The sequence below is a fragment of the Parabacteroides sp. AF27-14 genome (genome assembly GCF_003635425.1).
Lineage (GTDB): Bacteria > Bacteroidota > Bacteroidia > Bacteroidales > Tannerellaceae > Parabacteroides > Parabacteroides distasonis.
On sequence record NZ_QTLZ01000002.1, the window covers coordinates 377,679 to 392,008 of the forward strand.

Genomic DNA, 14,330 nt, shown 5'->3' on the forward strand with positions numbered 1-14,330 from the left:
TATGCATGAGTTGTCTATAGCCCGTAGCATCGTGGAGCTGGTCGAGGAACAAGCGGATAACCGGGGAGCCTCGGTGGTCGAAGAGTTGGAGTTAGAGATAGGACATTTGTCCGGCGTAGAGATCCAAACCTTAGAGTTCGCATTGGATAGCGCCATAAAAGGTAGCAAGCTGGAAAAGGCCCGGATTATCCGTCATTATATTGAGGGGGAAGGACAGTGTAGCGAATGTGAGACCATTTTCCCAATGAACGCCTTGTTTTCCCCTTGTCCCCATTGTGGCTCCTATTTAGTTAAAATCCTTAAAGGGAAGGAACTTCGGGTGAAGTCGATTGTTATTAAAAAGGAATGATATATTAATGAAATAAAAACTTAAATACTATGTGCGGAACTTGCGGATGCGGAGAGCATCATCACCATCACGATCATACGCATGAGCATTCTCATGGCCATGAACATCATCACCATCCTGATGAAGGGATCGTAATCAATCTGGAACAAGATATACTTCAACGTAACAACTTATTGGCGGAGCGAAACCGGGGATATTTCGAGGCTAAGAACCTGTTCTGCCTGAACTTGATGAGTTCGCCCGGATCCGGTAAGACAACCTTGCTGGAAGAGACGATCCGCCGTTTGAAAGCGAAGCGACCGATCTATGTGATAGAAGGCGATCAACAAACCTCAAACGATGCCGACCGTATAGCGGCGTTGGAGATTCCCGTGTTTCAGGTAAATACCGGTACCGGCTGTCATTTGGAAGCCGACATGGTCAATCATGCCGTTAAGCATCTGAATCCGAAGGAGGGAGCGATCCTTTTTATAGAGAATGTCGGCAATCTGGTCTGTCCGGCCATGTTCGATCTCGGAGAGTCCAAGAAAGTCGTTATCGTGAGTACGACGGAGGGAGATGATAAACCGTTGAAATACCCACATATCTTTCAGGAGGCAGATATCTGCGTAATCAACAAGATTGATCTGGCTCCTTATCTGAATACAAAAGTGGAAGTGCTTCGGGAAAACGCCTTGAAGGTAAATCACCATCTCCAGATATTCGAGGTGTCCGCCACGAAAGGAGACGGGATGGATGCATGGTGTGACTGGTTGCAGACAGAGAGTGCAAAGTGTAAATAAATACCCCGGGTTTTAATGAATAAATGGAGAAAAAAACTATATTTGCTCCCATTCATTGAATCTAACTAATCAAAATGTTATGATTAACCGAGAATTGATTAATCCTCAAAGCATCGTAGTGGTGGGAGGTTCCAACAACGTACATAAACCGGGCGGTCGTATCGTGCGAAACCTGTTGGATGGAAAATATAAAGGAGAATTATGTGTGGTAAACGCCAAGGAGACAGATGTGCAAGGCGTCAAGTCTTATCCTTCTGTACATGATATCCCGGAGACGGAGTTGGCGATCATCTCGATTCCGAGTAAATCGTGCCCCGAGGTGATGGAAGTGCTGGCCCGGCAAAAGGGGGTAAAAGCTTTTATCGTGATCTCGGCCGGCTTCGGCGAGGAGACACACGAGGGCGGTATCTTGGAGCAACAGATGCTGGATGTCGTGAATGAGGCGGGAGCCTCCTTGATCGGCCCGAACTGTATCGGGTTGATGAATATGAATTATCATGGCGTGTTTACGCAACCGATACCGGAATTCCATCCCGATGGCGTGGATTTCATCTCTAGCTCCGGCGGTACGGCCTTGTTCATTATCGAGTCGGCGCTGACAAAAGGGCTGCGTTTCTCTTCTGTTTGGTCGGTTGGGAACTCCAAGCAGAATGGAGTAGAGGATATCCTTGAATATATGGATCGGAACTTTGATCCGGTATTGGATTCCAAGATCAAGATGTTGTATATCGAGCAAATCAAGCAACCGGATAAATTGTTGTATCATGCGTCTTCCTTGATACGTAAGGGATGCAAGATCGCCGCTATCAAGGCGGGAAGTACGGAGTCGGGAAAGCGAGCTGCCTCTTCGCATACGGGTGCTATCGCTAGTTCGGACTCTGCCGTGGAGGCTTTGTTCCGTAAGGCGGGTATCGTGCGTTGTTTTAGCCGTGAGGAATTGACTACCGTGGCGAGTATCTTTACCTTGAAAGACGTGAAAGGGAAGAATTGTGCGATCGTGACACATGCCGGAGGGCCTGCGGTAATGCTGGCGGACGCTTTATCCAAGGGGCGTTTGAATGTTCCTAGTTTGGAAGGCCCTATCGCTGATGAGTTGAAATCCAAACTGTATCCGGGTGCCGCTGTCGGTAATCCGATTGATATTATCGGTACGGGGACACCGGAACATCTGGCTACAGCCATCGATTTCTGTGAGAATCGTTTCGATAATGTGGATTTGATGATGGTCATCTTCGGTAGTCCCGGTTTGGTAAAACTTTATGATACCTATGAGGTGCTTCATAAAAAGATGGAAGAGTGCAAGAAGCCGATCTTCCCGATATTACCGTCTATCGTGACGGCCGGACCGGAGGTGAAGAGCTTTGTCAAGAAAGGCCATGTGAACTTCTCGGACGAGGTGACATTGGGTACCGCCCTTTCACGGGTGATCAATACGCCGAAACCGATGAGCACGGATATCCAGCTATATGGCGTGGATGTACCGGAAGTTCGTCGTATCATAGACCGGTTGCCGGGTAGCGGTTATTTAAATCCGGAGGAAGTGCGTACATTGTTGCGTGCCGCTAATATCCCGTTAGTGGAGGAATATGCTTCGGATGATAGGGATGCGTTGCTGGCTTTTGCCAAGAAGGTGAAATATCCGGTGGTAGCCAAGGTTGTGGGGCCTGTGCATAAGAGCGATATCGGTGGTGTGGCCTTGAATATCCGTGGAGAAGAGCATTTATTGTTCGAGTATGAACGTATGATGCGTCTGCCGGGTGTTACGGGCATCATGGTACAACCGATGTTGAAAGGACAGGAATTATTCTTGGGAGCTAAATATGAGGATCGTTTCGGCCATGTGGTACTTTGCGGGTTGGGTGGAATCTTCGTGGAGGTATTGAAGGATGTGTCTTATGGTTTGGCACCGTTATCATATGATGAGACTTATTCAATGATTCGTTCCTTGAGAGGGTATCCGATCATTAAAGGTACGCGTGGGCAAAAGGGCATCGACGAGCAACAATATGCGGACATTATCGTTCGCCTCTCTACCTTATTGCGTTTTGCCAGCGAGATAAAAGAAATGGATATAAATCCGTTGGTGGCTACGGATAGAGGCTTGTTCGCTGTAGACGCCCGTATCCGTATAGAGAAATAATAATGATTCAATGTGCCAATATGCGAATATGCTAATATCTAAATTATCCACTTCTGGTATTTCATTGGCATATTGGCACATTGAATCATTATTTCTTCTTCTTCTTTTTCTTATCGGGAAGATACTCTTTCAGAAAGCGTTTGAAGCTACTTAGCGATACATTGTATTTCTCCGCTATCTGGGCGTAAGTCAAGCTCGGGTCTTTCAAGTCTTTCTCGATTTGTTCCTTATAAGGCTCCAAGCGTCCCATTTGTTGACTACCTTTCGGACGGCCCAGCACCACACCTTTACTTCTGATCAAGGCAAGGGCTTCCTTCGTACGGATAGAGACCAGCTTTCGCTCGATCTCGGAGACCAGACCGAAGGTAAAGGCCAAAGTCTTACTGTCGATATTATCCTCGAACACATATCCGTCGCTTACGCTACGAAGCGTTACCTTTCGCTCTATACAAAGCAAAATGATATGGATGATCTCGATCATCTTACGGCTCACACGGGATATATCGGACACAAGTATCTCATCCCCGGGACTTAAAGATTTGACAATACTTTCCAGTCTGCGGTTCGCACGAGGACTATTTCCCACCTCTTTAGCCCACTTCCCGATCTCTATCTTCTGAGATTCGGCAAATTCCCGGATCACAGCTTCTTGGACCTCGGAGTTTTGCTTATTATTATATGTTCGGATAAAAGCAATTGTCATAATGTATATATTTAATTATCTCCTTTTAATAACAGATCGACTTACGATAAGTTCAAATATGACAAATATATGAAACACTTTAATTCGGTTGGCTTAAAAACAAAAAAACCAACTAATAAATTTATTAGTTGGCTCTTTGCGGAAGCGGGGGGATTCGAACCCCCGGTACCCTTACGAGTACGTCAGTTTAGCAAACTGGTGGTTTCAGCCACTCACCCACACTTCCTTGTGTGTTCTGTGCTTCTTCCTTAGAATTGCGATGCAAAGGTAGAACTATAATTTTAAATAAACAAGGCTTTGCACATCATTTTTTTCGAAAAAAGATACTACTTTTGTGCCTTATTCTGATATTCAATAGATTATTCATGGATTTGAACAAACAAATTTTATCGAGGCGTCCGATAATTATCGCCTTGATAGCGATTCTCGTTGTTTTGATAGGCGGTGGAGGCTTTTGGGTGTACCGTTTGGCTTGGGCTCCGAATTTTAAGCCGGATAAGACGGTCTATGTCTATATAGATGATAAAAAGGATTTTAATGATCTTTGCCGGCAGTTGAGGGATTCGGCGAACTGTCTCCGTATCGGTAGCTTTAAGCAATTGAGTGGATTGTTGAAGTATCCTGCGTCCATGCGTACCGGTCGATACGCCGTGAAGCCCGGCATGAGTAATTTAACCTTATTGAATGACTTGCGGAGAGGACATCAAGTAGCGGCCCGGGTTACTTTTAATAATATCCGTTTCAAGGAAGATTTGGCGGAACGTATAAGTGATCAATTGATGTTCGGGAAGGAAAATCTCCTGCGTCTATTGAATGATTCTGTGTATTGCGACTCTTTAGGTTTTACCCCGGAAACGATCAATGCCCTCTTCATTCCTAATACCTATGAGATTTATTGGAATATATCCGCGGATAAATTTATACGTCGCATGAAGCGTGAATATGACGCTTTCTGGACACCGGAACGATTGAAACAGGCAGAGGAGATCGGGCTTACTCCAGTCGAGGTATCTATCTTGGCTTCTATCGTAGAAGAGGAGACGGCGGCATCGGACGAATATCCAATCGTGGCGGGCCTTTATATCAACCGCCTTCATGCTGGTATTCCTTTACAGGCAGACCCTACCGTAAAGTTCGCGGTGGGGGATTTTTCTTTGCAACGTATCTTATTTGAGCATTTGGAAATAGATTCTCCCTATAATACCTATAAATATGCGGGCCTGCCTCCCGGTCCTCTACGGATTCCTACTATCAAGGGCTTGAATAGCGTATTGAATCATACGAAACATAAATACTTATACATGTGCGCTAAGGAGGATTTCTCGGGACGGCATAATTTCGCCGTGACGTTGGCGGAGCATAACCGTAATGCCAACCGGTATCGGGCGGAGTTGAATAGGCGCCGGATACGGTAATGGATCTAGTATAAATCATAAGTCTCTCATTCTAAATTGAACATTTTTCATTACCTTTGGCGGCTAAATAGTGTGAATAGTCAATATTAAGAAAACAGATACACATGGAAAAACATTTATTTTTGGGGGACGAGGCCATAGCGCAAGCCGCTATAGACGCTGGAATCTCCGGGGTATACGCATACCCGGGAACCCCTTCTACTGAAATCACAGAATATATCCAAGGTTCTCCGGTAACGAAGGAAAGAGGTATCCATTGTCGCTGGAGCGCGAATGAGAAAACCGCCATGGAAGCCGCTTTGGGTATGTGCTATGCCGGTAAACGTGCGCTTTGCTGCATGAAGCACGTGGGTTTGAATGTAGCCGCCGATTGCTTTATGAACGCCGCTATGAGCGGTATCAACGGAGGTATGATCATCCTTACGGCCGACGACCCATCCATGCACTCTTCCCAGAATGAGCAAGACAACCGTATTTATGGCAATTTCGCCATGATCCCGATGTTTGAGCCATCCAGCCAGCAAGAGGCTTATGATATGGTATATCATGGATTCGAGTTATCCGAGAAATTAGGGTATCCTATCTTGCTGCGTGTAACGACCCGTATGGCGCATTCTCGTGCCGGTGTCGTAACCAGCCCGTTGAAGCCGGAGAACCGGATGAATTGTCCGGAAGACGGTCGTCAACGTTTTATCTTACTCCCGGCATTGGCTCGTAAACGTTTCAAGAGTTTGCTGGCGTCTCAAGAGGCTTTCACGGAAGCTTCCGAGAATTCCGCGTATAATAAGTATTTCGATGCCCCGAATAAAGACTTGGGTATCATCACGACGGGTATCGCTTTCAATTATCTTTCCGAGAATTATCCGGACGGTTTCGAGCATCCCGTATTGAAGATCTCCCAGTATCCGCTTCCGAGAAAGCAAGTGGAGAAGATCGTTGGCGAGTGTAAGGAGATCTTGGTGTTGGAAGAGGGATATCCGGTCGTTGAAGAGCAATTAAAAGGTTTCTTGGCGAAAGGCGTGACGGTTCATGGCCGTCTGGACGGTACGCTTCAGCGTGACGGCGAGCTTACGCCAGACGCGGTAGGCAAAGCCTTGGGTAAGGAGATCCAGAGCTATTACGCGATCCCCGAGGTGGTTGAGCAACGTCCGCCCGCATTGTGCCAAGGTTGTGGACACCGGGATATGTATGAGGCCTTGAACGAGGTGATCGCCGAGTATAACGGTACGGCTAAGGTGTTTGGCGATATCGGCTGTTATACCTTGGGAGCTTTGCCTCCTTTCCGTGCGATCGATTCTTGTATCGATATGGGCGCCTCCATCACGATGGCGAAGGGCGCTTCCGATGCGGGTGTATTCCCTGCTATCTCCGTGATCGGCGATTCTACGTTTACCCATTCCGGTATGACTGGTTTGCTGGATTGCGTGAACGAGAACACGAATATCACCATCGTTATCTCCGATAATGAGACGACGGCCATGACCGGAGGGCAGGATTCCGCCGGAACAGGACGTCTGGAGTCTATCTGCGCCGGTATCGGTGTGGATCCGGCTCACATCCGTGTGATGGTTCTTTTAAAAAAGAACTTCGAGGAGATGAAGTCTATCATCCGTGAGGAAATCGAGTACAAGGGCGTATCCGTATTGATCCCCCGCCGTGAGTGTATCCAGACATTAACCAGAAAGAAAAAAGCAAGCAAGAAATGAAAACAGATATTATACTATCAGGTGTAGGAGGACAGGGTATCCTTTCTATCGCCGCCGTTATTGGAGAAGCCGCCTTAAAAGAAGGTCTGTATATGAAGCAAGCGGAAGTTCACGGTATGAGTCAACGGGGTGGAGACGTGCAGTCTAACCTGCGTCTTTCCGACGAGCCGATCGCCTCGGACTTGATCCCGAAGGGCCACGCCGATTTGATCATCTCCTTGGAACCGATGGAGAGCTTGCGTTATCTGCCTTACCTGAAGAAAGAGGGTTGGCTGGTGACAAACTCCCGTCCGTTCGTGAACATCCCGAACTATCCGGAGATCGAGAAAGTGAACGCCGAGTTGGACAAGCTCCCTCACAAGGTCGTATTGGACGTGGAGGAGATCGCCAAGGAAGCGGGTTCTGTCCGTGCCGCCAATATCGTGATGTTGGGTGCAGCTGCCCCATTTATCGGGATCGAGTATGATAAGATCGAGGCGGGAATCCGTCAGATATTCGGTCGTAAGGGCGAGGATATAGTTAATATGAACCTAAAGGCATTGAAAGCCGGTTATGACTTAGCGCAAAGTTTGCGGTAAATCTTTCTCCGGGTTTGCATGATATCAGCGTACGTGACATCTCCGGGTTTCACGTACGTTTTTTTTAACATCTAACCCCCTAGAACTTTTAGAAGAGCTGTCGAGGGGTAGGTACGGCATCAAAAAAACTCTGGAGGCACTGTCGAGGGGTAGGTACAGCATCGAAAAAACTCCGTAGGCGTTGTCGAGGGGTAGGTACGGCACCGTAGAACTTTCGTAAGCCTTAGAATTATGCGGTTTGATGAGAATTTTAATGTATCTTTGTCGCTGAATCCTAAACGAGAAATGATTAAGGTTATGAAGAAGTATTTATTGGCTAGTTTACTAGCGTTATTGGCTTTCGTAGGCAAAGCTCAGGAGGATAATTCCGATATCGTGAAGGTCGGTGATACCATGCCGTCATTTACGATTGTTTCCGACAACGGGAGTAAGTTGCAGTCCGCTTCGTTAAAGGGAAAAGTGATCCTCGTGAATTTCTTCGCCACTTGGTGTCCTCCCTGCCAAAAAGAATTGGCCGCTGTCCAACAAACCCTCTGGCCCAAATACAAGAACAACAAGGACTTCGTTCTCTTGGTGATCGGGCGTGAGCATTCCGATGCCGATCTACAGAAATATAACGAGAAAAAAGGCTTCGATTTTCCTTTGTATCCCGATAAGGACCGGGCTATTTTCGGCGCTTTCGCCAAGAACTTGATCCCTCGTGGCTATTTGGTCGGAAAAGACGGGAAGATCATTTATACGAGCAAAGGCTATACCGATGAGGAATTTGCTGAGTTAATGACTAAAATAGAGGGTGCGTTAAAATAAGAATCATGAAATATAGTAACATACATTTAATTTATTTTTCTCCGACACACACGTCCGCCAAGATCGTTTACGCGATAGCGGAAGGAATGGGTGCCACTTCGATGTCCGAGTCGGATGTCACTTGTGAGAGTCTGGATATGGAAGAGTATATTGATGATGAGCTGACGATTATAGCCGCTCCTGTATACGGTGGCCGTGTGGCGGAGACTGCCATGGAACGTTTTCGCATGTTCCGTTCTGCCCACCATGCGCCGGTAGTCCCCGTGGTACTGTATGGGAACCGGGATTATGAGGATGCCTTGAAAGAGCTCTGTGATTTAGTGTCGGAGCAGGGGTTCGTACCTGTGGCTGCCGGAGCGTTTATCGGCGAGCATTCTTTCAGCCGCAAGGGGATGCCCATTGCCGAGGGGCGTCCGGACGAGTCGGATCTTAATCAGGCTACGGAATTCGGGAAAAAGATTATCGAGGAGCTGGAGAAGGTTTCCTGCGTGGAATGCTTGTCCGCCTTGGAGGTGAAAGGTAATTTCCCGTATCGGGTGAAAGGCCCTTCCACTCCTCAAGCTCCTGTTACGGATAACGATTTATGTACGCAATGTGAGTATTGCGTGGATGTGTGTCCTACGCATGCGATATCCTTGGCAGACGAGGGTATGTATAGCGACCCGAACCTATGTATCAAATGTTGCGCCTGCGTGAAAGAGTGTCCCGAGGGCGCACGTACTTTCGATACTCCTTACACGGCGATGCTCCATAAGAACTTTAGCGCGCGCAGGGAGCCGGAGATATTCTTCTAATGGAGGACCGGGCATCCGGTATATGGTGAGGGAAAGCGTCAAAAGGCAAAAGTTCTTTTGGCGCTTTCTCTTTTTTTGTACCTTTGTTCGGATCGTTAATCTCAAATAATACCGTGTTTGTATGAAAACCTATTTATTCCTTTTGCTTTTTGTGTTTCAAGCCTTCTCCCTTTCCTCCCAGATTAGCCTGAAAGGGTATAATCAGGAGAAGATCGATCCTTCTCTTTTCGAGGGACGATGGAAAGCCCGTTGGATCTCCTACCCGGGTGAGGCCCCGAATGTATATGGGGTCTATCATTTTCGTAAATCGTTCGATCTGGAGGTGGTTCCTTCCCGGTTTATCGTCCATGTTTCCGCCGATAACCGGTATAAATTATATGTAAACGGGAAATTGGTATCCTTGGGCCCGGCCCGTGGGGATATCTATAACTGGAGTTTCGAGACGGTGGATCTGGCTCCTTATCTGAAGAAAGGGAAGAATACGCTGGCCTCCGTTGTCTGGAATTATGCCGAGCGGAAACCTGTCGCCCAGATCAGTTACGATCAGACGGGTTTTATCCTGCAAGGCAATACGGGGCATGAGGCGGTGGTAAATACGGATACCACTTGGGTCTGCCTGCGTAATAAGGCGTATGCTCCTTGGACCGAATGGCAGGTATTGGGGTATTACGTGGCTGGCCCGGGCGAGGAACTGGAAGCCTCCGCTTATCCTTGGGGCTGGGAACAACCGGATTACGACGACAGGAAATGGGAGAAGGCCGTACGGGGCATGGAGGGTGCCACGAAAGGATCGAGAGATTACCCGGGACGGTTGCTGGTTCCTAGCCCGATACCTCCGATGGACAGCCGGATCGAGCGTCTGGCCAAGCTCCGCCGGTCGGAAGGGATCGAATGCCCGCAAGGATTTCCTTACTGGCCAAAAGCTTTGACGATCCCGGCGAATATGGAGGTCCGCTTGCTTCTGGATAATGATTACCTGACGACGGGTTATTTCTCCTTAGCCTTCAGCAAAGGAAAGGAGGCCGAGATCCATATCGGTTATTCGGAAGCCCTCTATAAGCAAGAAGAGGAATCGACCACTAAATCGTATGCGTTGAATGGCAAGGGACATCGGGACGAGTTGACGGATAAGCAGTTTATCGGGTACGGGGATAAGATACTGGCTGATGGGGGAGATAATCGTCTCTTCACCTCCCTGTGGTGGCGTACATGGAGATATGTGGAGTTGAAAGTGAAGACGGCTTCCGAGCCTTTGGTGATCGAGGATATGTATGGGACTTTCTCCGCCTATCCTTTCCGTAACGAGACCGCTTTCTCCGCTCCGGGACATGAGGAGCTGGGCCGTATGCTCGAGATAGGATGGCGTACCGCCCGTCTGTGCGCCAATGAGACGTATATGGACTGCCCGTATTACGAGCAACTGCAATATTTCGGGGATACACGCATACAGGCAATGATTTCCATGTATAATACATCAGACCCTTATATGGTGAAGAATGCCCTAGAGCAAGGACGGCAGTCCATGGTGGCGGAAGGGATTACGATGAGCCGATATCCGTCTAGCGTACATCAGTTTATATCCTCGTTCTCTCTCTGGTGGATTTGTATGGGGCACGATTATTGGATGTACCGTGGGGATGAGGCATACATGAAGACCTTGCTTCCCGCTTACCGTCAGGTTTTGTCGTGGTACGAGCAATGGTTGAAGCCGGATTATAGTTTGTCGTACGTTCCTCATTGGTTCTTCGTGGATTGGGCGGCCGGTTTTGATTATGGCGAGCCGATACGGGAGAAAGAGGGAAACTCGGCGCTCCAAGATTTGATGTATATAATGACCTTGGAATTTGCGGCGGAGATGGAACAAGCGATCGGCCTCCCTGCCATGGCGGATCATTACCGGAAGATCGCTACCGAGATGCGTAAGACGATCCGCCCGAAATATTGGGACGCTGCCCGTAATCTATTCGCCGATACGCAGGATCATCGCAGCTATTCCCAGCATGTGAACGCCTTGGCGATCTTGACTGGGGTTACGAAAGGGGAGGAGGCCGTAAAGGTGATGAACCAAACCTTGGCGGATACGAGCTTGATCCAGTGTACGATCTATTTCCGTTATTACTTGAATCAAGCGTTGAAAGTTTCCGGTTTAGGGGATCAGTTCTTGGATAACTTACAAATATGGCGGGATCAGATGGCGTTGGGATTGACCACATGGGCAGAGATGCCGGAGCCATCCCGTTCTGATTGCCATGCTTGGGGAGCCAGTCCGAATATCGAGTTTTACCGGATCTTGTTGGGGATAGATAGCGATGCTCCCGGATTTAGGAAGATACGGATCGCTCCGTCTTTGGGAAAACTGAAGGAGGTTTCCGGTACGATCCCACATCCGCTTGGAAGCGTGACCGCCGCTTATAAATTGGATGAGAGAGGTGAGGGAACCGCCCGTCTGGTCTTGCCGGAAGGTACTACGGGTATATTTATCTGGAATGGAAAAGAAATCCCGTTGAAACCGGGCGAACAGGTTATTTCGTTATCTTCGCGTCATTAATCTATCTAAAATCCTGATATGAGACGAGTTTATTCAATTGCCTTATTGCTGCTGGTCGCTCTCGGTCTGTCGGCGACAACGAAGGAAGTAAAGTTGAAATTAGTGGAAACCAGTGATATCCATGGAAACTTCTTCCCGTATAATTTTATCGAGCAGCGGGAGTGGGGAGGAAGTCTGGCACGGGTATATTCGTTCGTGCAAGAAGAACGCCGGGCGTATGGCGATAACCTTTTGCTATTGGATAATGGCGATATCTTGCAAGGACAACCTTCGGCGTATTATTACAATTTCATGGATACGGTCTCTACGCATATAGCTTCCGCCATGATGAATTATATGGGGTACAATGCGGGAAATATGGGTAACCATGATGTAGAGGCTGGCCATGCCGTTTTCGATCGTTGGATCAAACAATGTGATTTCCCTATCTTGGGTGCCAATATTATCCGTACCTCCGACCGGGAGAACTATTTAAAGCCCTATGAGGTATTTGAGCGTGATGGTGTGAAGATCGTTGTACTGGGGATGATTACTCCGGCCATTCCTGTATGGTTACCGGAGACTCTGTGGCAAGGTCTTTATTTCGCCGATATGGAAGAGACGGCCCGTAAATGGATGAAGATCATTCAGGAGAAGGAGAAACCGGATGTTGTGGTAGGTATCTTTCATGCGGGAAATGAGGCTCGTACCATGTCCGGCCAGTACCGTGAGGATGCGTCGATGGAGGTTGCCCAGCGCATTCCGGGCTTCGATGTGGTTATGATGGGGCATGATCATCGCCGGTATTGTGGTAAGGTGGCGAATATCGAGGGAGATTCCGTGTTACTGATAAATCCGGCAAGTAATGGGCGTGTAGTCGGTTCCGTTGATGTCGTGTTAAAGATGGAGCATGGAAAGGTTTTGGACAAACAAGTATCGGGTGTTTTGACGGATGTGGATAAGTTGGAGCCTAGCGAGGAGTTTATGGAGAAATTCGCTCCGCAATACAAAGCGGTGAATGATTTTGTCTCCGAGAAGGTGGGAACTTTTACGGAGAGTATCGCGACCCGTCCCGCTTACTTTGGGCCATCCGCTTTTATTGATTTTATTCACTCTTTACAATTGGAGTTGACTGGTGCGGACGTCTCTTTTGCCGCCCCGTTATCCTTTGACGCAAAAATAGATAAAGGGGATATCACGATCAGCGATATGTTCAGTCTTTACAAATATGAGAATATGCTTTATACGATGAATTTGACGGGAGCCGAGATCAAAGGTTTCTTGGAGGAATCATACGCTATGTGGACCAACCAGATGAAATCTCCGGACGATCATGTCTTATTATTGAAAGAGAGAAAGAAAGGACAGGAGAATTATGTCTCATTCGTCAACTTCAGTTTTAACTTTGACTCCGCAGCTGGTATCATTTACACCGTGGACGTAACGAAACCAGAGGGTGAGAAGATTACGATCTTGAAAATGGCGGATAACAGGCCCTTCGACGAGAATAAAACGTATAAAGTAGCTCTCAACTCTTACCGAGGTAATGGAGGAGGTGAGTTATTGACGAAAGGGGCCGGTATTCCCCAAGACGAGTTAAAGAGTCGTATCATTCATTCGACCGATAAAGACCTCCGTTATTATATGATTCAATATATAAAGGAAAAGGGCGTACTTAGCCCACAACCTTTAAACCAATGGCAAATGATCCCGCAGGATTGGACGAGACCGGCGGCCGAACGGGATTGTAAGTTTCTTTTCGGGGAATGAGTTTCCGTCCTTGAAGTGTCTGGTTTGCGATAGTATCTCAATGGGAAACGGTGGTAAAGTCAATGGAATAGAGATGGTTTCTCAATGACTTTACGGCCGTGTCCCATTGACTTTTTTGTATCCCGTATTAGGGATGTTGCTGATAGGTTAGGGCGCAAGGGGCGCATCTTTACGTATGTTTCTAAAACTTTTTCTGTAAATAACGTTTATACCCCTCTTGTCTGTAGAGTGATGTAAATATTATTTTTCTAAAAATGTTTCTTTGAAAGCGTAAAGATGCGCCTTTTGCGCCCTAGGATTTTTGCCGGGGAATTTTCCTGATGCCTTAACATGTGGATATACAGTTGTTTGTGTGGTTCTTCCCTCTTCGGCTTTTTGGGTCTTTGGGGGGCGATATAATGGGTCCTTACCCACGTTTACGTGATCCGAAAGCACTAAAACCAAGTGCATTTCGCATGATTTCATGAGCTAAAAGCCGTTTTTTCTGTGTGATTTCCTATCGGGGCCAAGATCGTTTTTGTCGTTTTCATACGTGCAAATGTACTCGTGGAGCACTTGTTTTAAGTGCACGTGGTGACACGTGAGGCCACGTGGTGGGCCATGTGAGCCGAGAATGGATATCGACGTATTATTAATGTACGCGATCCCCCTCGTGAAAAAAACTTGAAAAATAATACCGGAAAAGTTTGGAGGTTATGTTTTATAACACTACTTTTGCACCCGCATTCGAGAGAGAACGCCGGTACAAAATGATGAAAC

Annotated in this window: 12 protein-coding genes and 1 tRNA gene; 10 read left to right on the forward strand and 3 right to left on the reverse strand. The window is 47.5% G+C overall.

The features are described from left to right. Position 1 precedes the first annotated feature (1 nt). From hypA to DWY79_RS03960, 3 genes are all read left to right on the forward strand, one after another. Positions 2 to 349, forward strand: coding sequence for a hydrogenase maturation nickel metallochaperone HypA (gene hypA, locus DWY79_RS03950; protein ID WP_122368885.1), 348 nt, complete (start codon positions 2 to 4; stop codon positions 347 to 349). A 29-nt stretch (positions 350 to 378) separates the two neighbouring features. Continuing rightward, positions 379 to 1,131 (forward strand): hydrogenase nickel incorporation protein HypB, encoded by a 753-nt coding sequence (hypB, locus tag DWY79_RS03955; protein ID WP_005865052.1) that lies wholly within the window; start codon positions 379 to 381, stop codon positions 1,129 to 1,131. A gap of 79 nt (positions 1,132 to 1,210) precedes the next feature. Then, the gene (locus tag DWY79_RS03960) at positions 1,211 to 3,271 is read left to right on the forward strand and encodes an acetate--CoA ligase family protein (protein WP_005855031.1); all 2,061 of its coding nucleotides are present in this window, start codon (positions 1,211 to 1,213) and stop codon (positions 3,269 to 3,271) included. A gap of 88 nt (positions 3,272 to 3,359) precedes the next feature. On the opposite strand, the gene DWY79_RS03965 is transcribed toward DWY79_RS03960, so the two are convergent. Beyond that, a complete protein-coding gene (locus tag DWY79_RS03965; RefSeq protein ID WP_008773311.1) occupies positions 3,360 to 3,974 on the reverse strand; it encodes a recombinase family protein in 615 nt (204 codons plus the stop codon). 139 nt (positions 3,975 to 4,113) lie between these two features. Further along, positions 4,114 to 4,200 (reverse strand) — tRNA-Ser (locus DWY79_RS03970). Positions 4,201 to 4,339: 139 nt separating this feature from the next. Here DWY79_RS03970 and mltG point away from each other — a divergent pair. The 7 genes from mltG to DWY79_RS04005 all read left to right on the forward strand — a co-directional run bounded on the left by mltG (position 4,340) and on the right by DWY79_RS04005 (position 13,571). Then, positions 4,340 to 5,389, forward strand: coding sequence for an endolytic transglycosylase MltG (gene mltG, locus DWY79_RS03975; RefSeq protein WP_122368886.1), 1,050 nt, complete (start codon positions 4,340 to 4,342; stop codon positions 5,387 to 5,389). A 104-nt stretch (positions 5,390 to 5,493) separates the two neighbouring features. Further along, positions 5,494 to 7,095: a thiamine pyrophosphate-dependent enzyme gene (locus DWY79_RS03980; RefSeq protein ID WP_122368887.1), complete on the forward strand. Its 1,602-nt coding sequence runs from the start codon at positions 5,494 to 5,496 to the stop codon at positions 7,093 to 7,095. After that, entirely contained in the window at positions 7,092 to 7,673 is a 582-nt protein-coding gene (locus DWY79_RS03985; RefSeq protein ID WP_034531934.1) for an indolepyruvate oxidoreductase subunit beta, read from the forward strand. Before DWY79_RS03980 ends, DWY79_RS03985 begins: the two co-directional genes overlap by 4 nt. Before the next feature lie 297 nt (positions 7,674 to 7,970). Further along, positions 7,971 to 8,480: a TlpA disulfide reductase family protein gene (locus tag DWY79_RS03990; RefSeq protein WP_008778142.1), complete on the forward strand. Its 510-nt coding sequence runs from the start codon at positions 7,971 to 7,973 to the stop codon at positions 8,478 to 8,480. A 5-nt stretch (positions 8,481 to 8,485) separates the two neighbouring features. After that, a complete protein-coding gene (locus DWY79_RS03995) occupies positions 8,486 to 9,274 on the forward strand; it encodes a 4Fe-4S binding protein (RefSeq protein ID WP_005865064.1) in 789 nt (262 codons plus the stop codon). Between the two features lie 121 nt (positions 9,275 to 9,395). After that, positions 9,396 to 11,822, forward strand: coding sequence for an alpha-L-rhamnosidase N-terminal domain-containing protein (locus DWY79_RS04000; RefSeq protein WP_122368888.1), 2,427 nt, complete (start codon positions 9,396 to 9,398; stop codon positions 11,820 to 11,822). An 18-nt stretch (positions 11,823 to 11,840) separates the two neighbouring features. Continuing rightward, entirely contained in the window at positions 11,841 to 13,571 is a 1,731-nt protein-coding gene (locus tag DWY79_RS04005; protein WP_122368889.1) for a bifunctional UDP-sugar hydrolase/5'-nucleotidase, read from the forward strand. A gap of 240 nt (positions 13,572 to 13,811) precedes the next feature. On the opposite strand, the gene DWY79_RS04010 is transcribed toward DWY79_RS04005, so the two are convergent. Continuing rightward, complete coding sequence (locus DWY79_RS04010) at positions 13,812 to 14,036, reverse strand: hypothetical protein (RefSeq protein WP_005865070.1); 225 nt, start codon at positions 14,034 to 14,036, stop codon at positions 13,812 to 13,814. Positions 14,037 to 14,330 lie beyond the last annotated feature (294 nt).